The organism is Protaetiibacter larvae (genome assembly GCF_008365275.1).
In the GTDB taxonomy this organism is placed as follows: domain Bacteria; phylum Actinomycetota; class Actinomycetes; order Actinomycetales; family Microbacteriaceae; genus Homoserinibacter; species Homoserinibacter larvae.
In genome coordinates this window covers 745,526-770,985 of sequence record NZ_CP043504.1, presented here as the reverse complement: position 1 = coordinate 770,985, position 25,460 = coordinate 745,526, and the positions used below count along the sequence as shown (strand labels likewise).

Annotated in this window: 20 protein-coding genes and 1 tRNA gene; 11 read left to right on the top strand and 10 right to left on the bottom strand. The window is 71.0% G+C overall.

Annotated features, from left to right (window positions below; all coding sequences use genetic code 11):
- The first annotated feature begins 50 nt into the window (after positions 1-50).
- A tRNA-Phe gene (locus FLP23_RS03555) sits at positions 51-126 on the top strand.
- 263 nt (positions 127-389) lie between these two features.
- Here the strand turns inward: FLP23_RS03555 and FLP23_RS03545 are convergent.
- On the bottom strand, positions 390-917 hold the full coding sequence (locus tag FLP23_RS03545; RefSeq protein ID WP_210413935.1) for a helix-turn-helix domain-containing protein: 528 nt from the start codon (positions 915-917) through the stop codon (positions 390-392).
- 264 nt (positions 918-1,181) lie between these two features.
- Here FLP23_RS03545 and FLP23_RS03540 point away from each other — a divergent pair, with 264 nt between their 5' ends.
- From FLP23_RS03540 to FLP23_RS03530, 3 genes are read left to right on the top strand one after another with little or no spacing between them, the layout of a single operon-like run.
- Positions 1,182-1,499, top strand: a complete 318-nt coding sequence (locus FLP23_RS03540; RefSeq protein ID WP_149324601.1) for an ArsR/SmtB family transcription factor — start codon at positions 1,182-1,184, stop codon at positions 1,497-1,499.
- The gene (locus FLP23_RS03535) at positions 1,496-1,990 is read left to right on the top strand and encodes an SRPBCC family protein (RefSeq protein ID WP_149324600.1); all 495 of its coding nucleotides are present in this window, start codon (positions 1,496-1,498) and stop codon (positions 1,988-1,990) included. The genes FLP23_RS03540 and FLP23_RS03535 overlap by 4 nt, the downstream gene beginning before the upstream one ends.
- A complete protein-coding gene (locus FLP23_RS03530) occupies positions 1,987-2,826 on the top strand; it encodes an alpha/beta fold hydrolase (RefSeq protein ID WP_149324599.1) in 840 nt (279 codons plus the stop codon). The genes FLP23_RS03535 and FLP23_RS03530 overlap by 4 nt, the downstream gene beginning before the upstream one ends.
- Here FLP23_RS03530 and corA read toward each other — a convergent pair.
- Entirely contained in the window at positions 2,810-3,811 is a 1,002-nt protein-coding gene (gene corA / locus FLP23_RS03525) for a magnesium/cobalt transporter CorA (protein ID WP_149324598.1), read from the bottom strand. The genes FLP23_RS03530 and corA overlap by 17 nt on opposite strands.
- A gap of 61 nt (positions 3,812-3,872) precedes the next feature.
- On the opposite strand from corA, the gene FLP23_RS03520 reads away from it, so the two are divergent.
- On the top strand, positions 3,873-4,427 hold the full coding sequence (locus FLP23_RS03520; RefSeq protein ID WP_149324597.1) for a hypothetical protein: 555 nt from the start codon (positions 3,873-3,875) through the stop codon (positions 4,425-4,427).
- 24 nt (positions 4,428-4,451) lie between these two features.
- Here FLP23_RS03520 and FLP23_RS03515 read toward each other — a convergent pair whose 3' ends face one another.
- The 3 genes from FLP23_RS03515 to FLP23_RS03505 all read right to left on the bottom strand — a co-directional run bounded on the left by FLP23_RS03515 (position 4,452) and on the right by FLP23_RS03505 (position 8,334).
- Positions 4,452-6,563: an acyl-CoA dehydrogenase family protein gene (locus tag FLP23_RS03515; RefSeq protein ID WP_149324596.1), complete on the bottom strand. Its 2,112-nt coding sequence runs from the start codon at positions 6,561-6,563 to the stop codon at positions 4,452-4,454.
- A gap of 153 nt (positions 6,564-6,716) precedes the next feature.
- A complete protein-coding gene (ypfJ, locus tag FLP23_RS03510; RefSeq protein ID WP_149324595.1) occupies positions 6,717-7,601 on the bottom strand; it encodes a KPN_02809 family neutral zinc metallopeptidase in 885 nt (294 codons plus the stop codon).
- Positions 7,602-7,629: 28 nt separating this feature from the next.
- Positions 7,630-8,334 carry a lysophospholipid acyltransferase family protein gene (locus tag FLP23_RS03505; RefSeq protein ID WP_246140046.1) on the bottom strand — a complete coding sequence of 235 codons (705 nt, stop codon included), beginning with the start codon at positions 8,332-8,334 and terminating at the stop codon, positions 7,630-7,632.
- 87 nt (positions 8,335-8,421) lie between these two features.
- Here FLP23_RS03505 and FLP23_RS03500 point away from each other — a divergent pair, with 87 nt between their 5' ends.
- Together FLP23_RS03500 and FLP23_RS03495 are read left to right on the top strand one after the other, a co-directional pair.
- The gene (locus tag FLP23_RS03500; protein ID WP_149324593.1) at positions 8,422-8,913 is read left to right on the top strand and encodes an NfeD family protein; all 492 of its coding nucleotides are present in this window, start codon (positions 8,422-8,424) and stop codon (positions 8,911-8,913) included.
- Between the two features lie 34 nt (positions 8,914-8,947).
- Entirely contained in the window at positions 8,948-10,489 is a 1,542-nt protein-coding gene (locus tag FLP23_RS03495) for an SPFH domain-containing protein (protein ID WP_149324592.1), read from the top strand.
- Between the two features lie 193 nt (positions 10,490-10,682).
- On the opposite strand, the gene recQ is transcribed toward FLP23_RS03495, so the two are convergent.
- The 4 genes from recQ to yczR all read right to left on the bottom strand — a co-directional run bounded on the left by recQ (position 10,683) and on the right by yczR (position 20,231).
- Complete coding sequence (recQ, locus tag FLP23_RS03490; protein WP_149324591.1) at positions 10,683-12,602, bottom strand: DNA helicase RecQ; 1,920 nt, start codon at positions 12,600-12,602, stop codon at positions 10,683-10,685.
- Between the two features lie 479 nt (positions 12,603-13,081).
- Positions 13,082-15,115 (bottom strand): DEAD/DEAH box helicase, encoded by a 2,034-nt coding sequence (locus tag FLP23_RS03485; protein ID WP_149324590.1) that lies wholly within the window; start codon positions 15,113-15,115, stop codon positions 13,082-13,084.
- 357 nt (positions 15,116-15,472) lie between these two features.
- Complete coding sequence (locus tag FLP23_RS03480; protein WP_149324589.1) at positions 15,473-18,613, bottom strand: efflux RND transporter permease subunit; 3,141 nt, start codon at positions 18,611-18,613, stop codon at positions 15,473-15,475.
- Between the two features lie 199 nt (positions 18,614-18,812).
- Complete coding sequence (gene yczR, locus FLP23_RS03475; RefSeq protein WP_149324588.1) at positions 18,813-20,231, bottom strand: MocR-like transcription factor YczR; 1,419 nt, start codon at positions 20,229-20,231, stop codon at positions 18,813-18,815.
- A gap of 62 nt (positions 20,232-20,293) precedes the next feature.
- Between yczR and yczE the strand changes: the two genes are divergently transcribed.
- The 3 genes from yczE to FLP23_RS03460 all read left to right on the top strand — a co-directional run bounded on the left by yczE (position 20,294) and on the right by FLP23_RS03460 (position 22,643).
- On the top strand, positions 20,294-20,962 hold the full coding sequence (yczE, locus tag FLP23_RS03470) for a membrane protein YczE (RefSeq protein WP_149324587.1): 669 nt from the start codon (positions 20,294-20,296) through the stop codon (positions 20,960-20,962).
- A gap of 266 nt (positions 20,963-21,228) precedes the next feature.
- Positions 21,229-22,029, top strand: coding sequence for a DUF4097 family beta strand repeat-containing protein (locus tag FLP23_RS03465; protein WP_149324586.1), 801 nt, complete (start codon positions 21,229-21,231; stop codon positions 22,027-22,029).
- Entirely contained in the window at positions 22,026-22,643 is a 618-nt protein-coding gene (locus FLP23_RS03460) for a PadR family transcriptional regulator (RefSeq protein ID WP_149324585.1), read from the top strand. Before FLP23_RS03465 ends, FLP23_RS03460 begins: the two co-directional genes overlap by 4 nt.
- A gap of 32 nt (positions 22,644-22,675) precedes the next feature.
- On the opposite strand, the gene FLP23_RS03455 is transcribed toward FLP23_RS03460, so the two are convergent.
- Entirely contained in the window at positions 22,676-23,323 is a 648-nt protein-coding gene (locus FLP23_RS03455) for a hypothetical protein (RefSeq protein WP_149324584.1), read from the bottom strand.
- 66 nt (positions 23,324-23,389) lie between these two features.
- Between FLP23_RS03455 and FLP23_RS03450 the strand changes: the two genes are divergently transcribed.
- Positions 23,390-25,459: an APC family permease gene (locus FLP23_RS03450; protein ID WP_246140045.1), complete on the top strand. Its 2,070-nt coding sequence runs from the start codon at positions 23,390-23,392 to the stop codon at positions 25,457-25,459.
- Position 25,460: the final 1 nt, after the last annotated feature.

Sequence of the window (25,460 nt, the reverse complement as noted above, 5' to 3'; positions counted from 1 at the left end):
CTTTCCGAAAGGAAGGGCTCTTTCACCTAGCGCGCCGGTTCGCCGGCCTCGGCTCTGTAGCTCAGTTGGTAGAGCGCACGACTGAAAATCGTGAGGTCACGGGATCGACGCCCGTCGGAGCCACCATACGGAATAAGGGAAGCATCCCCTTCGCCCTCACGGCCACCGCACGACGCCCTCAGGCGAGTGCTCAGTAGAGCTTCGACCGGGTCGCGTCCACGAACTTCGGCACCCCGGCACGGATGAGTGCGAGCAGGAAGTCGTCAACGGTCATCACAGAACATCCTTCGACCACAACGGCCGGAACAGTCCGCGGTCAGCGAGTTCGAGGATGAAGTCGTTGAGCAGCGCTCCGTAGAGAACGTTGGTATCGAAGAAGGCGGGAAAGCTCACTCAGTGTCCAGCTCCGCACGACGCTTCACATCGGCCGGGTTGCCCACCTGAACCTTCGCCCCGAGACTGGCACGCTGCAACTCGCGCAGCGCAGCGCGACGCTCGGCGCGGAAGTTCGCCTGGTACGCAACCAAGTCCTCCAGCCGGACACGACGGTGGCGGCCGGGCTTGTCGTAAGCGATGTCGCCCGCCTCCAGAAGACGGACCAGCGTCGGGCGGCTGATGCCGAGGAAGTCCGCGGCCTGCTGCGTCGTCATGGTCATGCCCTGCGGCACGATGGTGATGCCTTCGCCCGCGGCGAGCGCGTTCGTCACCTGCTCGAGGATGCGGAAGATCTCATCCGGGATGGGACGGGCGTTGCCTTGGGGGTCGACGAGCGCAGCCTTGGACGAGTTCTGTGCGAGGAAGACCTCCAGCTCGCGCATCAACTCAGCGAAGTCGAGAATCTCCTCGCGGGCGTCGGCCTCGGGGAGATAGGTCTGTGCCTTGCGGGCACCGCGTGGCGTGTCGGTCGAGGTGCTCATGACGTCCATCATACTCGGGCAAAACGAAAAAATCGAACACGCCGCCGGGCGGCGACCCTCCTCGTGGGCCACATCCGGGCCAGTTCCGCCCGCCGAACCAACGGCGAGCAACTGCGACCACGCAGGAAAATACCTGGTCAGAAGCAAGCCGGCTCCATAGATACAGTGCGATTTGGGCATAGAAGTCACGGAAAATCGTGAGGTCACGGGATCGATGCCCGCGGATCACTTGTCAGTAATATTATCTACTAGTAATATAAGCGCATGATCGAGACGATGAATGCCCTCGCCGAGCCGAACCGGCTCGCGATCGTCGACGTGCTGCGCGGCGGCTCCCGCTCGGTGGGGGAGCTCGTCGACGCGCTCTCCCTCAAGCAACCGCTGGTCTCTCGGCACCTCAAGGTGCTGAGCGACGCGGGTATCGTACGGGCACGCGTCGACGCCCAGCGGCGCATCTACTCCCTGCGGGCCGCGCGATTCCAGGAGCTCGACACCTGGCTCGACGGATTCGCCGCGCTGTGGGACGAGCGACTCGACCGCCTCGAGCGACACCTCGTCGCCGACGGCGACGGGGCTCGATGAGCGGCCTGCTCGTCCACAAGGACCTCGACCGCCGGGAGCTCACCTTCGAGCGCGAGCTCCCGGCGACCGTCGAGCGGGTGTGGCGCAGCTGGACCACCGTCGCCGGGCTCGAAGCCTGGTGGGGGCCCGCGGGATGGGTCACCACGGTTCGCGCGCTCGAGGTGCATCCAGGGGGTCTGTGGCATTTCGGGATGGGACCGGCGGCTCGGATGCCGGAGGTCTGGATCCGCAGTGTGTACAGCGAGGTCGTGCCGCATGCGCTGCTGTCGTACGTGGAGGCCTTCTCCGACGAGTCGGGCGCCGACCTCGATCCGGAGGCCAACGCGGTCACCGTGGAGTTCATCGGCTTCGACGAAGGACGCACGCGCCTCGTGATGCGCACCCGTTTCGCCTCCGACGAGCGGCTCGCGCGCGTCATCCGAATGGGCGTCGTCACCGGGTGGACGGGCGCCTTCGACCGCCTCGCCGAACGGCTCGAGGAGCAGGCATGAGCGTTGATGCACCCACGATCGTCGCCTCCGCCGACGGTACCTCGATCGCGAGCTACCGGGCCGGCACGGGACCGGTCGTCATCCTCGTCGACGCAGCGCTCTCCACGCATGAGCAGTCCCGGCGCCTCGGCGCCCTGCTCGAGCCTCGGTTCACGGTCGTGCGCTACGACCGCCGCGGGCGCGCCGGCAGCGGCGACGTCGCACCCGGCGCAGCCGACCCAGCGCGGGAGGTCGAGGATCTCGCCGCCGTGATCACCGCCAACGGCGGATCCGCGATCCTCTTCGGCAGCTCGTCCGGTGCCGCCCTCGCGCTCGAGGCCGCTGCGCACCTCGGCGATCGCGTGGCAGGGCTCGTGCTCTACGAGCCCCCGTTCATCGTCGACGACAGCCGCCCTCCCGTGCCCCGCGACCTCCCCGAGCGGATCGCATCGGAGGTCGTCGCCGGTCGGCGCGGGCGCGCGCTCGCTCTGTTCCTCCGCGAGGCGATGAGCATCCCCGCCGTCGGCGTGGCCGCGATGCGCCTCACCTCGAACTGGGCCGCGGGAAAGCGCCTCGTGCACACCCTCGGCTACGACTTCGCGGCGCTCGCCGGAACCCAGGACGGGCGACCCCTGCCGCGCGAGAGGTGGGGCGGGATCACCGCGCGTGGCGTCGTCATGGCGGGCGAGCGGAGCGAGCCGTTCTTCCATGACGCGGCCCGCGCGTTGAGCGAGCTGCTCCCCCGGATCACGTACCGCAGCCTCGAGGGCGGTCACCACGGCTCGGCCGTGATGTCGCCCGGCGGCATTGCCGCCGTGTTCGACGAGCTATGGGCGAGCCCTACAGCCAGCGCTTGATCTTGAAGACCACGTACAGGCCGAGGCCCAGCAGCAGCATGAGCAGCAGGGCGAAGGGATACCCCCAGGTCCACAGCAGCTCGGGCATGTACCGGAAGTTCATGCCGTACACCGTGCCCACGAGGGTGGGCGCGAACAGGATCGCGGCCCACGAGGTGATCCGCTTGATCTGCTCGTTCTGCTGGATGGTGGTGCGGGTCATCGCGCGCGTCACGAGCGTCGACTGCACCTGCAGGGCGCTCGCGAGCAGCGCCCGGTAGGAGTCGGCGCGCTCCACCGTGCGGGTCACGTGGTCGAGCACGTCGCGCAGCGAACGCTGCAGCTCCACATCCACCCCGTAGCGCACGCCGCCGCGCAGCAGCGCGTCGAGCATCCCGACGAGCGGATGCACGGCCCGCTGGAAGCTGATCACCTCGCGCGACAGATCGTAGATGCGGCGGGCGAGCGTCTCGTCGTCGTCCTCGCCGAACAGTTGGTCCTCGATCTCGTCGATGTCGTTCTCGAGCCCGGCCACGACGGGCTCGTACTCGTCGACCACCTGGTCGAGGATCGCGTACAGCACCGCCTCCGGGCCCCGCGCGAGCAGCTCCGGGTCGGCCTCGAGCCGCTTGCGCACCTGGGCGAGATCGGGTGTCTCCGCGTGGCGCACCGTGACGACGAAGTCCGGTCCGACGAACACGTGCAGCTCGCCGAACTCCACCTCCTCCGCGCTGTCGATGTAGCGGGCCGGCCGCAGGGCCACGAACAGCACGTCGTCGTAGCGCTCCAGCTTGGCGCGCTGGTGGCCGGTCGAGGCGTCCTCCACGGCGAGCTCGTGCAGCGAGAACTCCTCGGCGACCGCCGCGAGCTCGGCGTCGGTCGGGCGGTAGAGCCCGATCCACGCCATCCCGCCCTCGGCGCGGTTCAGCTCGAAGGTCTCCTCGAGGGTGTGCGGGGTCTGCACACGACGGCCGTCGCGGTAGATGGCGTTGTCGATGAGGGGCATCGCGCACATCCTGTCGCGTCCGGTGTGCGCAGGGGTGGTCCCGCGCCGGATAGCGTGAGGTGTGCCCCGTCACCGTCCCCGCCGCCGAGTGCGCTTCGGCGAGCTGGTGGACGACGCCATGCTCGTGGCGCGGTCGGCCGTGCGGCAGCAGCTGAAGAACCTGGTCATCGTGCGCACCCTGCGCGACGGCGCGGACTTCGAGCTCGCCTGGTACGCGGATGCCGCGCGCGACGAGTTCGCATCCCTCGCCGACGAGCTGGAGGCGGACGCCGCGCGCATCACCCGCACGCTCACCCAGATCACCTACAAGCACGGTCGCGCCGAGCACGTGGCCGACTTCCAGTCGCACGACGCGCGACCCCTCAAACGCCGCCGCAAGGTGCTGCTCGCCCAGGCCGCCCGCCTGCGGGCTCTCGCCCAGGATGACGCCGCGGTCGAGGGGATCATCGCGGAGGCGCGCACCCTCGCCCTCGACGACATCGCGGCTGCGGCCGCGGCGGTGCCGGGGATCGCGCAGCCCGCGCCCCTGTCGCCCAGCGAGCGCCGGATCGCGCTCGGCGACCTCGTCGACGACCTCCTCGCCCTGCAGGCGGAACGCGACGCGACGTCCGACTGATCGACGGGTCGCGGCCGACTCGGGTCAGCGCTTCGCGGCCTTGAGCGCCTTCTCGTCGACCGGCGCCTCACCCGAGGCGCGCAGCGTGGCGTAGTACGCGCGCGCCTCGTCCTGACGACGCTGCTCGTTGCCCGAGGCGTTCGGGGCGCGCACGAGCTCGGGGGTGAGCCCGAAGGCCGCCACGAGCGAAAGCGCGTGCTCGCGGATGCGGGGCAGCAGCCGATCGTCGATGTAGGCCGTGATCGCCTCGGCGCGCTTGCCGGAGAGCCGGCCGTGCACGAGGTACCAGGCGAGGTCCTTCTCGATGAGCCCGAGCCCGAACAGGTCGCGCAGCCAGGTGAGCACCTGTCTCGTGTCACCCTCGGGCACCTGGGCGAGCGCCCGCGTGAAGGCCTCCCACTGCAGCAGCTCGCCGTGGGCGCGCGCCGTGGTGATGAGGTCGTTCTGGTAGCGGTTGAACAGCGCCGCCGCGTCCACGGCGGACAGCTTGGATGCCGGGCGCAGCTTCGCGGCCAGCTCGGCGACCGCGGTGTGCACGCGGTCGGTGAGCAGCTGGCGCTGCGAGTCCTCGTCGCGCACGAAACCCACCGAGCGGGCGGTGGAGCCGAAGTCGGCCACCGTCTGGGCGAGCTGCCGCAGGCCGGTGCGGTTCACGGCCGCCTCGCCCACCTGGCCCGCGACGTACTGCGCGAGCGCCCCGGCATCCGCCTTCGCGAACTTGCGGGCGTAGTCGGTCAGCAACCGCTTCGCGACCAACTGCAGCAGCACGTTGTTGTCGCCCTCGAACGTCGCGTAGACGTCCAGGTCGGCGCGCAGCTGGGTGAGCCGGTTCTCGGCGAGGAAGCCGGAGCCGCCGAGCGCCTCGCGGGCCTCCTGCAGGATGTCGAGCGCCGCCCAGGTGGACAACGGCTTAAGCGCCGCGGCGATCGTCTCGAGATCCTCGCGCGAGCTCGGGGTGTCGCTCGCGCCCGAGAAGACCTGGTCGAAGAGGTCGAGGAACTCCTCGTGCGCGAACGACATCGCATACGTCTGGGCGAGGCGCGGCAGCAGGCGACGCTGATGGCGCTGGTAGTCGAGCAGCACCTCCTCGTCGCTCGTGCCTGCCGTGAACTGGCGGCGCTGGCTGCCGTAGGTGATCGCGATGTGCAGGGCGAGCTTCGAGGCGAGGGTGGATGCGCCGTCGAGCGAGACGCGGCCCTGCACGAGCGTGCCGAGCATCGTGAAGAAGCGGCGGCCGGGGCTCGCGATGGGCGAGCTGTATTCGCCGTCCGGGTCGACGTGGCCGTAGCGGTCGAGCAGGTTGGTGCGCGGCACGCGCACGTGGTCGAAGTGGAGGCGCCCGTTGTCGATTCCGTTGAGGCCGCCCTTCAGTCCGTCGTCCTCGCCGCCGACGCCCGGCAGAAAGGCGCCATCGGCATCCCGGATCGGCACGTAGAAGGCGTGCACGCCGTAGTTGACGCCCTTCGTGATCAACTGCGCGAACACCACCGCCGCCTTGCCGTGCAGGGCCGCGTTGCCGAGGTAGTCCTTCCAGGCGGCGCGGAACGGGGTGTGGATGACCCACTCGTCGGCGTCCTCGTCGAAGGTCGCGGTCGTGGCGGCGGACGCCACATCCGAGCCGTGGCCCGTCTCGGTCATCGCGAAGGCGCCCGGCACCTCGAGGCTCAGCGCACCCGGCAGGAAGCGCTCGTGGTGCTCCTCGGTGCCGAGGTGCAGGATCGCGGCCGCGAACAGCCCCCACTGCACGCCCGACTTGATCTGCAGCGAGGGGTCGGCGAGCACGAGCTCCTCGAAGGCCGCGATGTTGCCCCCGTGGTTGTCGCCCCCGCCGAACCTCACCGGGAAGGCGCGATGGACGGCGTCGTTCTCGACCAGCAGGCGCAGCTGCGCCAGCACGCGTTCGCGGTGCTCGGCGAGCGACAGGTCGCCCACGAACTGGAACTCCGGCTTCGAGGCGAGCGCACGGGAGGCCTTGCGCTCCTCGGCCCAGCGGCCCAGCAGGTACTCGCCGAGCCAGGCGGCATCCACCTCGAGCTTCGCGGAGTCGGTGGCCGCGTCGCGCGGCGTGCTCACCTCGTCGGGGAGCTCGGTGGCCAGTTCGGGACCGGCGTCGGTGCGGGTCATGGCGTCCTCCATCAGGGAGAGTCGAGGGATGACCTCACGGTAGGTCGGCTCCGCGCGGCTGTCTAACCCCTCGTGAGCCGCGCACCACGCCGAGCGCTCGGCACGCGATGCCTCTTGTCGGGTTCCGCCAAGAGTTCACGGGAAGCGTTCAGACGCGTCGCCCCGTCACAGCCGCGACCCCGGGATCGAGAAGGTGTCGCACGAACCCGGTCCGCCCGTGCGCCCCGCCTGGAACCACGTCTGCCGCTGGGCGCTCGCACCGTGCGTCCAGGTCTCGGGATTCACCTGCCCCTGCACCGACTCCTGGATGTGGTCGTCGCCCACCGCGGCCGCCGCGCTGAGGGCGTCGGCGAGCTCGGCGGCGGTGATCGGCTCGAGGAACGGCACCCCGTTGTCGTCGAGGGTGCTCTCCTGAGCACCCACCCAGGCGCCGGCGTAGCAGTCGGCCTGCAGCTCGAGGCGCACGCCGTCCGAATCCGGGCCGGTGCGGCTCGTGTCGAGTCCCTGCATCTGCCCGGTGATGTTCTGGATGTGGTGACCCCACTCATGCGCCACCACGTAGAGCTGGGCGAGCGGACCGCCGCTCGAGCCGAAGCGGTCGCGCAGCTCGTCGAAGAAGGCGGTGTCGATGTAGACGATCTCGTCGGCCGGGCAGTAGAACGGACCGACCGCGCTCGACGCTCCCCCGCATCCGGTGTTCACCGACCCCGAGAACAGCTGCACGGCGGTGCCGCGGTAGCCCTGCACCTGGCCCGACCAGTAGTCCTCGAGGGAGGCGGCGGCGCCCTTCATGCGGCAGTCGAGGTCGCGGTTGGCGTCGGCGCCCGTCTGGCACTGGTCCAGTGCGCTGTCGATGCCCTGATCGCCGCCCGCCTGGCTGCCCCCGTCGAGCCCGCCGAGGGCGGGGCCGAGGTCGACGCCCGTGGTGAGGCTCACGATGAGCACGATGATGCCCACGATGCCGAGCCCGCCGCCGCCGAGCGCGAGGCCCGCGCCCGCGCGTCGGCTCGCACGCCCTTTGCTGATGTCGGCGTCGTCGTTGAACGTCATGTCACGACGGTAGTCCGGCGGGCCGGATTCAGCGACGTTCGGGATGCAGGATGCGGCTCACGCGCTCGCGCACGGTCGTCGCCGGCGGCTCGTTGTAGACGCCGGCCTCCACCTGCCCCGACATGCGCTGGATGGCGGCCATCACGGCGTCCGTGGCCTCGCGGCGTGCGCGCCCCGAGGTGGCGGGACCGAAGGCGGAGAGGTCGATCGGCTCGCCGAACTGCACCGTCACCCGCGCCATCCGGATGGGGCCCTTGCCGCCGGGCTGCATGTCGTCGGTGCCGGTGATCGCCACCGGGACGACCGGAACGCCCGCGGTGAGGGCGAGCCAGGCCACCCCGGTGCGACCGCGGTAGAGGCGCCCGTCGCGCGAGCGGGTGCCCTCGGGGTAGATGGAGAACGCGTCACCCGCCTCCAGGACTCGCAGGCCGGCGTCGAGCGCGTCCTGGGCCGCGGATCCCGCACCGCGCTCCACGGGAACCGCGCCGACCCCGCCGAAGAAGCCGCGCTGCAGGGCCCCCGTCACCCCCCTGCCGGTGAAGTAGCTCGACTTCGCCATGAACGCGACCGAGCGGCGGGCGACGAGCGTGATGACGATGCTGTCGATGAAGGCCAGATGGTTGGAGGCGAGCAGCACCCCGCCGTGCTTCGGCACGTTGCGGCGGCCGATCACGCGCGGACGGAAGATCAGCCGGGCCAGAGGCGAGAGGATCAGCCGGCTGAGGAAACGCATCACGCCAGATTCGCACGAGGGCATTCCGCCGTGGGCATGCACTCGCGACCCTGCCGCGCCGAGGGACCCTCACCCTAGACTCGGGGCATGCTCCCCTTCCTCATCGTCGGCGGAATCGGACTGCTGCTCGTCATCGTCTCGCTCGTGTTCGACGAGATCCTCGACTTCCTCGACGGCGCCCTCTCCGGCACCGCCGTCGGCAGCGCCCTCGCCGTGTTCGGCGCCTCCGGCGCGATCGCCGTCTCCAACGGGCTCCCCGACTGGTCGGCCTACCTCATCGCGGGGCTCATCGGCATCGCCGTGCTCGTCGCCGTGCAACTGCTCATCCGCACCCTCCGGCGCAGCGAGGACGGCGCACCGAGCTCTCCCGTCGGCCTGTACGGCGTGACCCGATCGACCGTCACCACGACCTCCGGGGAGGTGAGCCTGGACGGCCCGCACGAGGTCGAGACCCGGCTCGCCTTCGCCGACGAGACCATCCCACGCGACACCCGCATCCGGGTGATCGAGTTGCAGGGGTCGCGCGTGCGCATCGAGCGCGCGGTGCCCGCGGCGGACGCGCCCGCATCCGAGACCTGACCCGCCCGCCTCCCGCACCCTCGAAAGGCACGCCGTGAACTTCTTCACCGAGAACATCACCGTCTTCGCCGTCATCGCGCTCATCGTCGTGGCGTTGGCGATCTTCGGCTTCGTCGCCGGGCGAATCAAGCGGGTGCCGCCGAACTCCGCGATGGTGATCGTGGGGCGCGGCGCGGGCGGCAAGGTCGCCGAACCCGACGCCGGGCAGCGGGTCGTCATCGGCGGCCGCGTGTTCATCTGGCCGATCCTGCAGCAGGGCTTCCTCGTGTCGCTCGAGCAGCGCCAGATCGGCATCGCGGTGGAGGGCGTCGACAAGAACTTCATCAAGCTCGCCATCCAGGCGTCGGTGAACTTCAAGGTGTCGGGCACCGCCGAGGGCGTGCGGCGCGCCGCCCAGCGCTTCCTCTCGCAGCAGAACTCGCTCACCCAGATCATCCAGCAGTCGCTCGAGGGCTCGCTGCGATCCATCATCGGCAACATGCCGGTGCAGGAGATCATCTCCAACCGCAACGCGCTCTCGGAGGCCGTGGTCGAGGCCACCAAGCTCGACCTCGCCGAGCAGGGCCTGCAGGTCGACCTGCTCAACATCTCCGACATCTCCACGCCCGGCACGAGCTACCTCGCCGACCTCGGGCGCGCGGAGGCGGCCCTCGCCCGGCAGAACGCCGAAGTGAAGGAGGCCGAGACCCAGCGCGCCGCCGAGTTCGCCCGCATCGAGGCGGCCGAGCAGATCGCCGAGCGCCAGAAGGCGCTCAGCCTCAAGCAGGCGGCCATCAAGGCGGAGACGGATCGCGCGAACGCCGAAGCGAACGCGGCCGGTCAGCTCGCGACGGCCGAGCAGGACAAGCTCGTCGCCAGCCAGCAGCGCGAAGCGCTCGTCGAGCAGGTGAAGGTGGAGCAGGAGCGCCTCGACATCTCGGTGCGCAAACCCGCCGAAGCCGACGCGTACGCCACCGTGCAGGCGGCGCAGGCCGAGCGCGACGCGGCCAACGCCACCACCGAGGCCGACGCCTTCAAGCGGACCAAGATCGCCGAAGCGAACAAGGTGGCCGCCGTTCAGGATGCGCAGGCGGCCGCCGAAGCGGTGCGCCTGGCAGGTATCGCCGAGCGCGATCGCCAGGTGGCGCTCGCCGAGGGCATCCGCGCGGAGGGCGAGGCGCGCGCCGCCGCCGTGGCCGCCGAGGGCCTCGCCGAGGCGAAGGCGATCGACGCGAAGGCGGAGGCGCTCAAGAAGTACGGCGAGGCGGCCCTCGCCTCCGAGATCATCACCCGCCTCCCCGAGATCACGCGCGCCGTGTCGGAGCCGCTCGGGAACATCGCGAACCTCACGGTCGTCTCGACGGATGGCGCCTCCGCCGTCACGAAGACGGTGTCGGAGGTCGCGAGCGAGATCCCCGCCGTGGTGAAGAGCCTGACCGGCCTCGACCTCTCGGCGCTGCTGGGCGGTGTCGCGGGTGCTGCGCTCGGCGGGGCGACGACGGGCGCGGTCGGAGGCGCCGAGAATGCCGCCCCGGCCGTGAAACGTCCCCCGAGGGCCCCGAAGCCCGCGGCGGAGCCGACCCCGCCCGCCGTCTGACGCGTCCCCGTCCGGCGGCGCCGCACCCCGTCCGACGCGTGGCGCCGCCGCCACGTCTCATCGGCGCACGCCAGTCTTCGCAACTCAGGACGAACGCGCGTTTTCGCGGGAGCCGCACCGCATCCGCCCGCCAGCTCCTGAGTTGCGGAAGCGAACGGAGGGATGAGGGGCGGGGGGCGGGGGAAGGCGCGAGCTACTCGTCGAAGAGCGGCGGGGCGTCGTCGTCGCTGAGGGGCGGAAGGTCGTCGTCGAACGCGACCGCGCCCGCGGGCACGCGCGAGGCCGACGCCGCAGCCGCCGCGAGCGGCGCGGGCTGCTCGCCGCGCACGAGGGCGAGCACGGCGTCGCCGTAGGAGTCGAGCTTCTTCTCGCCCACGCCGGAGACGGCCGCGAGCTCGTCGCGCGTGCGCGGTTCGGTGAGGGCGATGCCGCGCAGAGTCGCGTCGCCGAACACGATGTAGGCGGGCACGCCCTGCTCGCGGGCCACCTCGCCCCGCCAGGAGCGCAGGCGCTCGAAGAGCGGCTGGGCCGCCTCAGGGAGCTCCGACCCGGCCTTGCGCTTCACGAGCTTCGCCGCGCGCTCCGGTTCGCGCCGCAGAGAGACCGTCCGCGATCCGTCGAGCACGGCGGCCGACGCCTCGGTGATCACGAGCGTGCCGTAGCCGTCGGAGTTCACCGCGAGCAGCCCCTGGGCGAGCAGCTGCCGCACCACGCCGCGCCATTCCTGTTCGGAGAGCTCCGCGCCGATGCCGTAGGTGCGCAGCTCGTCGTGGCGCTGCTGCCGCACGCGCTCCGTGTCGCGCCCCAGCAGGATGTCGATGAGGTGCCCCGCGCCGAAGCGCTGGTTGCGCTCGCGCTGCAGCCGCACGATCGTCGAAAGCAGCTTCTGCGACGGCACCGTGCCGTCCCACGCCTCCGGCGGCGAGAGACAGGTGTCGCAGTTGCCGCACGGTCGGGACGACTGCCCGAAGTACGACAGCAGCTGCACCCGGCGGCATTCGACGGTCTCGCAGAGCGCGAGCATCGCGTCGAGATGCTGGGACGCGCGGCGCTTGAAAGCGGCATCGCCCTCCGACTCCTGGATCATTCGCCGCTGCTGCACGACATCCTGCAGGCCGTAGGCGAGCCACGCGGTCGACGGCAGCCCATCGCGACCGGCGCGGCCCGTCTCCTGGTAGTAGCCCTCGACCGACTTGGGCAGGTCGAGGTGCGCCACGAACCGCACGTCGGGTTTGTCGATCCCCATGCCGAAGGCGATCGTCGCGACCATGACGATGCCGTCCTCCCGCAGGAATCGCGCCTGGTTGCGCGCGCGCACCCCGGCGTCGAGCCCCGCGTGGTACGGCAGCGCCGGGATGCCCTCGGCCACGAGCGCCTCGGCGGTCTTCTCGACGGATGCCCGCGACAGGCAGTAGACGATGCCCGCGTCGCCCGGATGCTCGGTGCGGATGAGTCGCAGCAGTTGCGCGAGCGGCTGGTTCTTGGGCTCGATCCGGTACTGGATGTTGGGGCGGTCGAAGCTCGAGACGAACTGCGCGGCACCGCCGAGGTCGAGCCGCTCGACGATCTCGCGGCGGGTGGCGGCCGTCGCGGTCGCGGTGAGGGCGACCCGCGGCACCGCCGGCCAGCGCTCGTGCAGCACCGAGAGGCCCAGGTAGTCGGGTCGGAAGTCGTGCCCCCACTGCGAGACGCAGTGGGCCTCGTCGATCGCGAACAGCGCGAGCTCGACCCGGTCGAGCAGCTCACGGGTGCCGTCGAGACTCAACCGCTCGGGGGCCAGGTAGAGCAGGTCGAGCTCCCCCGCCACGAGCTGCGCCTCGACACGACGGCGCTCGTCGGGATTCTGGGTGGAGTTGAGGAACGCGGCGCGCACGCCGAGCGCCTCGAGCGCATCCACCTGATCCTGCATGAGCGCGATGAGCGGCGAGATGACGACACCGGTTCCCCGCCGCACGAGCGCCGGGATCTGGTAGCACAGCGACTTGCCGCCACCGGTGGGCATGAGCACGACGGCGTCGCCACCCTCGACCAGCCGGTCGATGATCGCCGCCTGATCCCCCCGGAAGGAGTCGTAGCCGAAGACGCGGTGGAGCACCTCGGCAGCGTTGGGCATGCGCCCACGCTACCCGGCGCCTGCGACAGCCGTCGGCCCCCATCCACCCCCGCACGGGTGCCCCCACTTCGGGGTGATCGCGGAATGCTTACCCGGTGGTTACCTTTCTTCTCAAGGTAATACCGGATATCTGGGGGGAATCCGGAGCGGGGGGCGCCGTCGGGGGGCGGCGACCCCCCGAACCTTCTTTAAGCCCCAGAACCCCGCGGTGCACGGCCGCAAGACGGCCCGTGGGCGCCAGTGGGATGGCGCCCGCGGGCCGCATCCGTTCTCCCGCTGAGGCGGTCCGCTGCGTCGCGAGCGCGGCTCACCCGCACCCCTCGCACTCCTGCCTCATGCCAGAAATGCAGGAGAATCCGCGGCCGGGGTCCGCCGCCACGGGGCGGCGGCGGCTCGACGGCCGGAATCTCCTGCATTTCTCGCACGGACGCACCGGGGTGCGGGGTGCGGGGTGCGTCGATCACCTGAAGTCCGGGCGACTACCGCCCGGCGAGCTCCTCGATGATCGCGTCGCCCGGCACGACCGGGGTCCACTCGGCGACGATGTCGGCGCGCTGCAGCAGCTCCTCGGTGCGGCGGCGACGGTTGCGCGGCACGAGCGTGACCACGAGGCCGTCCTTGCCGGCGCGGCCGGTGCGGCCGGCGCGGTGCAGGTAGGCCTTGTACTCGTCGGGCGCATCCGCCTGGATCACGAGCGCGACGTCGTCGACGTGGATGCCGCGCGCGGCGACATCCGTGGCGACGAGCGCCGTGACCCGGCCCGAGGAGAACTTCTCGAGCGCACGCTGGCGGCGCGACTGGGTGAGGTCGCCGTGAATCGACTCGGCGCGGATGCCGGCGTCGTCGAGCAGGTCGGCGAGCTGCTCCGCGAAGGCGCGGGTGCGCGCGAAGACGAGCTTCTTGCCGGGGCCGGAGGCGAGCTCGATGAGCACCTCCTGCTTGTCGCGCTGGTCGAGCAGCAGGACACGATGCTCGATCGTGGAGCTCGCCTGGTCCTCGCCGGCCACCTCGTGCACGGCCGGGTCCTTGAGGTAGCGGTCGACGATGTCGGCCACGCCCTTGTCGAGGGTCGCGGAGAACAGCAGGCGCTGCCCGCCCTCGGCCGTGCGGTCGAGGATCTCGGTGACCGGCTCGGCGAAGCCCAGCTCGCACATGTGGTCGGCCTCGTCGAGCACCGTGATGACCACCTGCGACAGGTCGAGGCGACCGGATGCGGAGAGGTCCTGGATGCGTCCGGGGGTGCCGATGACGATGTCGACGCCGCGCTCGAGTGCGCCCAGCTGGCGGGCGTAGGGGACGCCGCCGTAGATCTGGGTGGTGAACAGGCCGACGCTGCGCGCGATCGGCTGCACGGTGCGGTCGATCTGCAGGGCGAGCTCGCGGGTCGGCGCGAGGATGAGCGCGCGCGGGGCGCGGCCGAACTCGCGGCGGCGGTTGTCGCCGGCCTGCAGCTTCAGCAGCCGCTCCACGAGGGGGGCGCCGAAGGCGATGGTCTTGCCGGAGCCGGTGCGGCCGCGGCCGAGCACGTCGCCGCCCGACAGCACGTCGGGGATGGTGGCGGCCTGGATGGCGAACGGCGCGGTGGCGCCGAGCTCGGCGAGCTCGCGCACGATGTTCTGGCCGAGGCCGAGGTCGGCGAAGGTCACGCCCTCGACGTCCGAGGCGAGGGTGGCCTGCGCTTCGAGGCGCTCGAGCACGACGTCCTCGACGACCGGGCGCGGCGTGTACGACTCGCGGTCGTCGCGCGCCGGACGGCGGTCGTCGGAGCGCGGGCGGTCGTAGCCTCCGCGGCGGTCGTCGTCGCGGCGCGGACGGTCGCCGTACTCGCGACGCGGACGGTCGCTGTCGAAGCTGCGGGCCGGACGGTCGTCGCGGTCGCGACGGGGACGGTCGGCGTCGAACCGGGGACGGTCGTTGTCGTAACGCGGGCGGTCGTCGCGACGCGGGCGGTCGGCGTCGAACCGCGGACGCTCCTCCGAGCGCGCGGGACGCTGCGGACGGTCATTGTCGTAACGCGGGCGCTCGTCGCGACGGGTGCGATCCTCGTAGCGGGGACGGTCGCCGGACGACGGACGGTCGTCGCGACGGGGGCGCTCGTCGCCGTAGCTGCCGCGCTGCGGGCGGTCGCCGGCGAGGCGGTGCGGCCGGTCGCCGTGCGGGCGCTCGGCGCGCGGGCGGTCGCTGTAGCCGCGGTCGTCGCGCGAACGCTCGCCGTAACCGGTGTCGCGCCTGCGCGCGGCGGGGGCGCGCTCGACGGATGCGCGAGCATCCTTGCCGCGGGGCTCCCAGTTGGGGCGGCCGTCCTCGCCGCGCTCGGGGCGCTGGCCGCGCGGACGCTCGGCGCCGCGGCCGTTGGCGACGCGCTGCTCGCTGTTCCAGCGCGGCTTCTTGGCGCCGCGGGCGGCATCCGCCTCGGGGTTGTAGCCGCGGTGCTTGGCGCTCGGGCCGCCCACCTTCTTCGGGGCGCCCTTCTTGGCGGCGCCTCCGGTGTGCTGACGGGGTGAGTAAGGCATGGTGATGTTCTCCGGTGTTCATGAGTGTGCGACGCGCGCGAAAGCGACGCGCGCGGCGAGAACCCGGGCAGACGTAGACCGGGGCCGTTTTCCTCGTGGAATTCCTCACCAACGGATGCGTTGGCGATCCGGCCCGCTCGACCTACAAAGTGCATTTCCGCGCGCAGGAGCCGCGGTTCGTCGAGAGCCGACGGTTCACCCTAGCGGCTGGCGCTGGGAAAGTCCCGCGTATTCGCGCGCGGCGGCGCGAGTCGGTGGTCTCGAGACGCGTCGCCTGCGGCGGCGCTCCTCGACCACCTGGACACCCGAGGTGGTCGAGGAGCGCCCGCGAAGCGGGACGCGTCTCGAGACCACCGACTACGCGGCGACCGCGGCCTTCGCGGCCCGACGGATCTCGCGCCGCTCCTTCGCGCCCTCGACGAGCGAGTAGAGCGACGGCAGCACGATGAGCGTCAGCACGGTCGACGAGATGAGACCGCCGATCACGACGATCGCGAGCGGCTGCGAGATGAAGCCGCCGTGCCCGGTGAGCCCCACCGCCATCGGCACGAGCGCGAAGATGGTGGCGAGCGCCGTCATGAGGATCGGGCGCAGACGACGACTCGCGCCGTGCACGATCGCATCCACCACGCCGAGCCCACGGTCGCGGTATTGGTTCACGAGGTCGACGAGCACGATCGCGTTCGTCACCACGATGCCGATGAGCATGAGCAGGCCGATGATCGAGGCGACACCGAGCGGGATGCCGGATGCCAGCTGCAGCAGGATCGCACCGGTCGCCGCGAACGGCACCGAGACGAGCAGCAGCAGCGGCTGCCGCAGGCTGCGGAAGGTCGCCACCATGACCGTGTAGACGATGAGGATCGCCGCGAGCAGGGCGAGGCCGAGCTGACTGAAGGCGTCCTGCTGGTCGGCCGTGACACCTCCGACGGTCGCGGTCACGCCGTCCGGCAGCTCGATGTCGGCGAGGGCCGATTGCACGGACGCCGAGGCGGTGCCGATGTCGGCGGTGCTCGGGGTGACCGAGACGGTCGCCGTGCGGATGCCGCGCTGGGTCGAGATGGATGCCGGGCCGTCGACCTGCTCGACGCTCGCGAGCTCGCGGAGCGGCACGAGCCCCGTGCGGGTCGGCAGCTCGAAGTCCTCGAGCTCCTGCACGGTGACGGGCGCCTTCGGGTTGTCGATGTAGATGTTGAGCGTGTTGCCGTCCACCTCGATCGAGCCGAGCGGGGCCGGCAGCATCGCCTCGGCGACGATGCCGCCCACCGCGACCTCCGAGAGGCCGGCCGCGGCGGCCTTCTCGCGGTCCACCTGGATGGCGATGTAGGGCTGCTTCTCCGACAGGTTGGACTCGGCCTGCTGGGTGACGTCGAGCTGCGTCATGGCGTCGAGGATGTCGCTCGTCGCCGACTCGAGGGTGGCCTCGTCGGGCGCCTTCACCTCGATCGCGATGTCGCTCGAGAAGCCGCCTCCGCCGCTGCCGGACGACACCGAGACGGTACCGACCTCACTCGCGTCGAGGCCGTCGATGACGTCCTGCACGTCGGCGCGCAGCTCATCCTGGTCGAGGGATTCGTCGGTCGTGATCGAGAAGGTGGTCGATCCGCCGCCTCCGAAGAGCGCGGAGAGCGAGGATCCGCCGCTCGAGCCCACCGAGACCTGCACGGTCTCGAGGCCGTCGACATCCTGAAGCGCGGCCTCGAGCCGCTTGGCTGCGGCGTCCTTCGCCGCGAGGCTCGTGCCGGGAGGCATCGTCTGGCTGATCGAGAGAGTGTTCTGTCCGCTGCCGCCCACGAAGTTGGTGGGCACGAAGGGCACGAGCGCGAGGGTGCCGACGAGCACGAGGGCCGCCGCGACGATCGTGACGGCGGGGTGGCCGACCGTCCAGCGGATGATCGGCAGATACGCCTTCTGCAGGGCGCTCGGACGGTCGAGCTCGTCGGCCGGGTGCGCGGTGTCGCCCGCCTCGGCGTCGTGGGCGTGCACGGGCTTCACCTTGAGGAACCAGTAGGCGAGCACGGGCACGATGGTGAGAGCGACGAACAGAGACGCCGCGAGCGCGATCGTCACGGTGAGGGCGAACGGACGGAACAGCTCACCCGTGATGTCGCCGACGAGGGCGATCGGCAGGAAGACGGCGACGGTCGTGACGGTGGATGCCGTGACGGCGACCGCGACCTCCTTGACGCCCGCGAGGATCGCGGCCTTCTTGTCCTCGCCGAGGCCGAGGTGTCTCTTGATGTTCTCGATGACGACGATCGAGTCGTCCACGACGCGACCGATCGCGATCGTGAGCGCGCCGAGGGTGAGCACGTTGAGCGAGTAGCCGGTGGCGAGCATCGCCACGAAGGTGATGAGCACCGAGACCGGGATCGAGATCGCCGCGACGAGGGTCGAGCGGATCGACAGCAGGAAGATGAAGATGACGATCACGGCGAAGCCGAGACCCAGCAGACCCTCGGTGGCGAGCGAGTTGATCGAGCTCTCGATGAAGGGCGCCTGGTCGAAGATCACCGTGAACGTCGTGTTGCCGCCGAGCTGGGCGGCCAGATCGTCGAGCTGGGCGTTGACCGCGCGCGACACCTCCACCGTGTTGCCCGCGGGGGTCTTGGTGATGGCGACCGTGAGCGAGGGCTCGCCGTTGACGCGCGAGATGCCGGTGATCGGGTTCTCGACGATCGCGACCTCGGCGACGTCGCCGATCGTGACGGGCTCGGCGGCGGGGGTCGGGGCGCCGGGCGCCGCCGGGGCGGTCGGTCCCCCCAGCAGCGGCAGCTGCTCGAGCTCCTCGGTCGACACGATCTTGGTACCCGACTGCACGGTCAGGGTCTGGTCGCCGTCGTCGATCGTGCCGGCGGCGAGCAGGGCACCGTTGGCCTGCAGGGCATCGCGGATGGCCTGGGTGCTGAGTCCGTGCAGCGCCAGCTCGGTCGCATCCGGGGTGATCGTGATGCGCTGCCCCGAGGCGCCGTAGGTGGTGGCCGAGCTCACGCCGTCGGTCTGCTCGAGGGCGGGCACCGCGACGGTCTCGAGGCGAGACGCGAGGTCGGCGGGGTCGAGGTCGCTCGTGACGCCGAGCTGCACGACCGGGAAGTCCCCGATCGAGAAGGTGACCACCTGCGGGTCGACCGCATCCGGCAGCTGCGAGCCGATGCGGCCCACGGCGAGCTCGACCTTCTGCTCGGCGCGGGTGAGGTCGGTGCCGAACACGAAGGAGGCCTGCACCGTCGAGACGCCCGATGACGAGGTGGCCGAGCTGGAGTCGAGGCCCTCGATGCCCTGGATGGCGCTCTCGATGGGCGTGGACACGTCGTTCTCGACGACATCCGGGCTCGCCCCCGGGTAGGTCGTGATGATGGTGACGTTCGGCAGCGTGAGCGAGGGGAAAAGCTCGAGCTTGAGCGCGGTGAGCGCGTACCCGCCGAACAGCGCCACCACGATGGTGAGCAGGGCGATGAGGGCACGGTTGCGCAGACTGAACACCGAAAGCAGTGACACGGTTCTCCCAGGGCTGTGGATGCCGCGCTCGGCGCGACTGGAGATGCGCACGCCGCCGTGCACTTCGTGCAACTATCCCACGCGCCCCCATCCCCGATTCTCGGAATTGCCTGTATGCGGAGCCCCGTCGAGCGGCTCCCTTCGGGGAGCCATTCGAGGATGTGGGCCGCCGGAGGGGACCACTCGCCGCGTCTCGGCGCTACACGACGTGGGCGAGCTCGGCGTCGTCGAGGCGGACGGTGTGGCGGGCCACCGACGACCAGGCGGAGGCGAGGGCGACGACGGCCTGATCGATCTGGTCGGCGGGCTGCCCGAACGGGATGCGCAGGAAGCGCTCGAAGACGCCGTCGAGCCCGAAGCGCGGCCCGGCTCCGATCACGAGCCCTTCGTTGCGCGCGGCGAGCGCGAGCTGCGAGCTGAGCGGCGCGCCGAGGTTCACCCAGGCGACGATGCCGCCCTCCACGTGCGGCACGCGCCACTGCGGCAGCGCCGCGCGCAGCCGCCGGGTGAGGTGGTCGCGGCCCTGCCGCAGGTAGGCACGACGCCCCGCGAGGATCTGCTCGTAGTCGGGCACGAGCTCGGCCACGATGAGCTGGTCGAGGATGGGGGTGCCCAGGTCGCTCGCGAACCGCACGCGCGCCATCCGCTGGATGAGCTCGCGCTCGGCGCGCACCCATCCGATCCGCAGCCCGCCCCAGATCGACTTGCCGACCGATCCGATGACCACGACACCGCGATTGACCGGGAACGGCAGCGGCCGATCCTGACCGTCGAGCCCGAGACCTGTCATGGTCTCGTCGACGATGATCGTCGTCCCCTCGCGCTCGGCGAGGGCCGCCACGCGGGCGCGGAGGTCGTCGTCCATCGTCTTGCCGGTGGGGTTCTGGAACTCGGGCATGAGGTAGGCGACCGTGGGGCTCGTGCGCTGGAAGGCCTGCTCGAGGCCGGCGACGTCCCAGCCGTCGTCGGTCGTGACGGCCACCGGCACGAGTCGCGCGCCCGCCGACTTGAGGGCCTCGAAGGCGTGCGGATAGCCGGGCGACTCGACGATCGCCCGGTCGCCGCGGGCGAGCAGGGTGCGCGCGAGCAGGTGGATGGCGGCCTGCGCGCCCACCGTGATCATCAGCTCCTCGGGGGCCGTCGGCAGGCCCCGCGCCGTGTAGCGCTCGGCGATCGCGCGGCGCAGCACGAGCATCCCGAAGGGGTCGAAGCCGCTGTCGCCGAGGAAGCTCGGCAGCCGGTCGACCGCGGCCTGCGCGGCCTGCGCGACCGCAGGCAACGCGGGGAGGGATGCCTTGGAGAAGTCGAGCGGTGCCTCGGCGAGCAGGTCGAGGTCGACGCCGCCGTCGCGCGGAAGCCGCGCGGTGCTGCCGGAGCCGCGGACCGAGTCGAGGTAGCCGGTGTCGCGCAGCTCGGCGTAGGCGGCCGAGACGGTGGTGCGGCTCAGGCCGAGCTGCGCGGCGAGCTCGCGTTCGGCGGGCAGGCGCGTGCCGAGCGGGATGCGCCCGTCGAGCACGAGCAGGCGCACGCGATCGGCGAGCGCCGCATACGCCGGTCCATTGGATCCGCGCCAATCCACCATGAGCAAGGCCAATGCCCGCGCCGACAGGGTGTTCATGCGGCCAGTGTAGTCAGATTGGACTCTTGCACAAGGGCCAATTCCGAGGTGAACTGACCGCCATGACCAACCGACTCCTCTGGGCGCGCCGCATCGGGCAACTGCTCGTGGGCCTGTTCCTGTACGGCATCGCCATCGCGCTCATGGTGCGCGCCGGCATCGGCGTCGCCCCCTGGGACGTGCTGACGCAGGGCGTCTCGGCACAGACCGGCATCGCGTTCGGCCTCGTCACCAACCTCATCGGCGTCGTCGTGCTGCTGCTGTGGATCCCCATCCGCCAGAAGCCCGGCGTGGGCACCGTGCTCAACGTGCTGCTGATCGGTCCGAGCGCCCAGCTGGGTCTCGGATGGATCCCCCAGCAGGATTCGCCCGTGCTGCAGGGCCTGATGTTCGCGGGCGGACTCGTGCTGCTCGCGATCGCGACCGGCCTCTACGTCGGCGCGCGCCTCGGCCCCGGCCCGCGCGACGGCCTCATGACGGGTCTCCACGCCCGCACCGGCTGGCCCATCTGGGTCGTCCGCACCGGGATCGAGGTGGCCGTGCTCACGATCGGATGGCTGCTCGGCGGCCAGGTCGGCATCGGCACCCTCGCCTTCGCGCTGCTCATCGGGCCGATGGTGGGCGTCACGATCCCGCTCCTGCGCGTGCCGGAGCGATCGGTGGGCGCCGAGCCCTCCGCAGAAGCCTCCGCCGCGCCTGTCGACTCCTCCACCCAACCGGCGACCGCCTGACGGCGCCCCACCGACGCGAAGCCCCCGGATCTCCGTTCACCTGGACCCGGGGGCTTCGCCTGTCCCCGTGTTGCGCGATCGCTAAACGCGATATATCGTGAGTTGCGACGGACGCGATATATCGCGTGCTGTGGTCCGCGGATCTCGGTACACCGCCTTCGGCGGCACTCGATCGGCGGGGTGGTTCCGCTTCGGCGGCACTCGATCGGCGGGGTGGTTCCGCTTCGGCGGCACTCGATCAGCGGGGCAGTGAAAGGAGGGCCGGCATGGCTCAGGAGAAGTGGCTCATCGACGGGCCCAAGGTCATCGACCTGGAGAACATCCACCGGCTCAAGGTGGGTCTCATCGGCGGGCACGTCGACATCGTCGCCCACGACGAACCCGGCGTGCGGGTCGAGGTGCACGCGGTGAACGGGCGCGAGCTGCTCATCCAGGTGGACGGCGACCGCCTCGAGATCGACCACCCCCAGCTGCGCTGGGACAACTGGATCGAGGCGTTCAAGAGCCTGCGCTCCAAGGTCGCCGCCGAGGTCAGCGTGCTCGTGCCGCGCCAGATCGCCATCACGCTCGGCGTCGTCTCGGCCGAGGCCCTCGTGTCGGGTGTCGAGGGCGACGCGCAGCTCAACACGGTCTCCGGCGACCTCGTCGCCGACGGCCTCACCGGACGCCTCACCGTCAACTCGGTGAGCGGCGAGGTGACCGTGCGCGAGCACACGGGAAGCGTCGGGGTCAACACGGTCTCCGGCGACGTCATCGCATCCGGCGCCATCACCCGGTTCGACGCCGACGGCGTCTCGGGCGAGGTCATGCTCGACGCGACCGGGATCCCAGATGCGGTGCGCATCAACACCGTGTCGGGCAACGTCACGGCACGCTTCGACCCCGACGCGCCCGCGAGCTTCACCGTGCAGACGGTGGGCGGCAAGCTGCAGCTCGACGCCCAGAGCATCAGCGTCATCAAGGGCCGCTACACGGCGCGGCACGGCGCGCTCGACGGACGCTGGACCGACGTGCGCGTCAACACCGTCGGCGGCGACGTGAGCATCCTGCACGCGGTGCGGGCATGACCCCGCCGGTCTTCGCCCACGGACACCTGCGCCTCTACCTGCTGAGTCTGCTCGACGAGCAGTCACGGCACGGCTACGAGCTCATCCAGGCGCTCGGCGAGCGCTTCGGCGGCACCTACGTACCGAGCGCAGGCACCATCTACCCGCGCCTCGCGAAGCTGCAGGAGGAGGGGCTCGTCACCAAGGAGTCCGACGGACGTCGCACCGTCTACGCGATCACCGAGGCGGGTCGCGCCGAGCTCGCCGCGCGCCGGGAGGAGCTCGACACGATCGAGACGGATGTCACCGATTCGGTGCGCCGCCTCGCCGACGAGGTGCGGCAGTCCGTGAACGACGCGATGCGGACCCTCAAGGCCGACCTCGCCTCGGCGCGCCGCGACACGCAGGGGGCGACAGTGCCTCCCCCCTATGTCGACACCGTCAGCGAGGAGCGGGCCACCTCCCGACGCCTGCTGCAGGAGGCCGACGCGGCGCTCACGAGTTTCCGAGCCGAGCTGCGGTCGGAGCTCCGCGGGAGGGCGGCGAGCGCCGCCCTCGGCCCCGACGCAGTCGAGCTGCTCGTGCGCCGCCTCGACGAGGTGCGACGCGAGGTCATCGCGAGCCTGCGGGGCTGATCTCGATACACCGCGCTGCGCGCGGCACTCGATCAGCGAAGGGCGCGGAATGCCACCGGCAGGAAGAGGTCCTGCACGCGGTCGCCGAGCGCCGTGTGGTCGTTGCGCGTGTAGATCGCACACGGCGTCGAGGTGCAGTCGATGCCGTCACCCACCGGGTCGACGACCTCGAGGTACGCCGTGAAGGTGCCGGTCGCGGCATCGTCGAACGGGCGCGCACCGAACAGCTTCCACCCCCACTGGTCGTTGATCCAGTTGCTCGGCGCCCACTGGATCTCGCCCTCGGCACCCTCCTGCGCCTCCTGGTCGGGCACCCCGCCGAGGCACGGGCCCGGCTTGATCGACGGGTCGTCCGGGATCACGCAGATCGCCACATAGATCCCCTGCGCGGCATCGAACCCGGTGCCGCTCACGACGATGCGATCCCCCGTCGCGAGCGCCGAGGTGTCGACGACGCCGCCCGGGTCGGGGGAGACCACCGTCAGCTCGCGCTCGCGGCCGTCATCCCCGTTCGCCGTGACCGTCGTCGGCCAGTCCTCGACCGCCGGGTGCTGGTTGGCCGCCCCCTGGTTCTGGTGCAGCAGGATCGGCAGCCCGAGCACCGCCACGGGGATCAGCACGACGAGCACGACCGCCCCCACGATCCAGGGCCAGCGCTTGCGGCGTCGGGTAGTCGTCACCGCACGATCATAGGAGGGTCGGGCCGCCAGTTGACCTGGTGCGCGGAGGGCGTATGCTCCCCTTCCGTGACTGACGAGGGTCGGACCGACTCCGACGACACACCACGATCTCCCAAGCGCTGGATCATCGGCGATCCGCTGCCGACCGAGAAGCTCGAAGGGCAGCTGCTCCCCAAGCATCTGGCGCTCCCCATCTTCGCGAGCGACCCGCTCTCCTCGGTCGCCTACGCGCCGCAGGAACTGCTCATGATCCTGCTCATCGGCGGCACCGCGTTCCTCGTGCTCGCGCCGTGGATCGCGGCCGCCGTGGTGGTGCTGCTGATCGTCGTGGTCGCCTCGTACCGGCAGCTCATCAAGGCCTACCCCTCGGGCGGCGGCGACTACGAGGTGGCGTCCAGGAACCTCGGCGAGAAGGCCGGCGTCGTCGTGGCGGCGGCGCTGCTCGTGGACTACATCCTCACCGTGGCCGTGTCGGTGGCGTCCGGCGTCGACAACATCATCTCGGCCATCCCGGAGCTGAACCCGTTCCGCGTGGAGCTCGCCGTCGGCTTCGTGGTGGTGCTCGCCGCCATCAACCTGCGCGGCGTACGCGAGGCGTCGAAGGCCTTCGCCGTGCCGACCTACCTCTTCATCGCCTCGATCGCCGTCATGGTGATCGTGGCCCTCGTGCGCACCGCCCTGGGGGATGCGCCGGTCGCCGAGAGCGCGGGCTTCAGCGTGCACGGCGAGTCGCTCACGGCGGCGGCCTTCGTGCTCCTGCTGCTGCGCTCCTTCGCGAGCGGCTGCGCGGCGCTCACGGGCGTCGAGGCGATCTCGAACGGCGTGCCCGCGTTCCGTCGCCCGAAGGTCACGAACGCCCAGCGCACGCTCGTCGCGATGGGCGGCATCGCGATCGTGCTGTTCTCGGGCCTCACGGTCGTCGCCCTCATCACGGGCGTGCAGTACGCCGAACGCGCCTGCGACCTCATCGGCTGGGATGACTGCGCCACCTCGCCGCAGCGCAGCCTCATCGCGCAGATCGCCGCGAGCACTTTCGGCAACAACACGATCCCGTTCTTCATCATCCAGGCGACGACCGCGGCGGTGCTGCTGCTCGCGGCCAACACGGCCTTCAACGGCTTCCCGCTGCTCGGCTCGGTGCTCGCCCGCGACGGCTACGCCCCCAAGGCGCTCGCCTCGCGCGGCGACCGGCTCATCTTCTCGAACGGCGTGCTCGCCCTCTCGGCGGTCGCGATCGTGCTGCTCATCGGCGCGCAGGCGAACGTCACGACCCTCATCCAGCTGTACATCATCGGCGTCTTCATCTCGTTCACCCTCGGCCAGATCGGCATGGTGCGGCACTGGCTCCGGCAGGTGCGCGAAGGCTCCGCGACCCCCGGCGCGATCTGGCGCGGGCTCTCGATCAACGCGCTCGGCGCCTTCATGACCGCCTCGGTGCTCGTCATCGTGACCATCACCAAGTTCGTGCATGGCGCCTGGATCGTGTTCGTGGTGATGGCGATCCTGATCCTGCTCATGATCGGCGTGAACCGGTACTACCGCGACGTCGACCGCGAGATCGCCGCCGACGCCACCACGGTGTTCGGCGCGAGCGGCGACCACGCGATCGTGCTCGTCGGCCGGATGTCGAAGCCCGTGCTCAAGGCCCTCGACTATGCGATCGCCGCGCGGCACGAGTCGATCGAGGCGGTGCACGTGTCGATCGACGACGCAGCGAGCGACACCCTGCTGGACCAGTGGGCGGCGCACAACATCACGGTGCCGATGCGCATCCTCGCCTCGCCGTACCGCGACATCTCGATGCCGCTCATCAAGTACATCAAGCAGCACCGCGCCGACCACGGTGCGGAGGTCGTCACCGTCTACCTGCCCGAGTACATCGTCGGGCACTGGTGGGAGACCGTGCTGCACAACCACAAGGCCCGCCGCATCCGGCACAAGCTCATGCTCGTGCACGGCGTCGTGGTGGCGCTCGTGCCGTGGCTGCTCGACTCCTCCGACCTCATCTACGGTCGCCGATCGCGGCCGCTGCCCGGCCAGGATCGCCGCGGCGAGCCCGTGCGGCCGCCGTTGCGCGCCCCGAAGGCACCCGCCGACGCGAACTCCCGCAACCGCAGCACGACGCGCCGGGACTGAG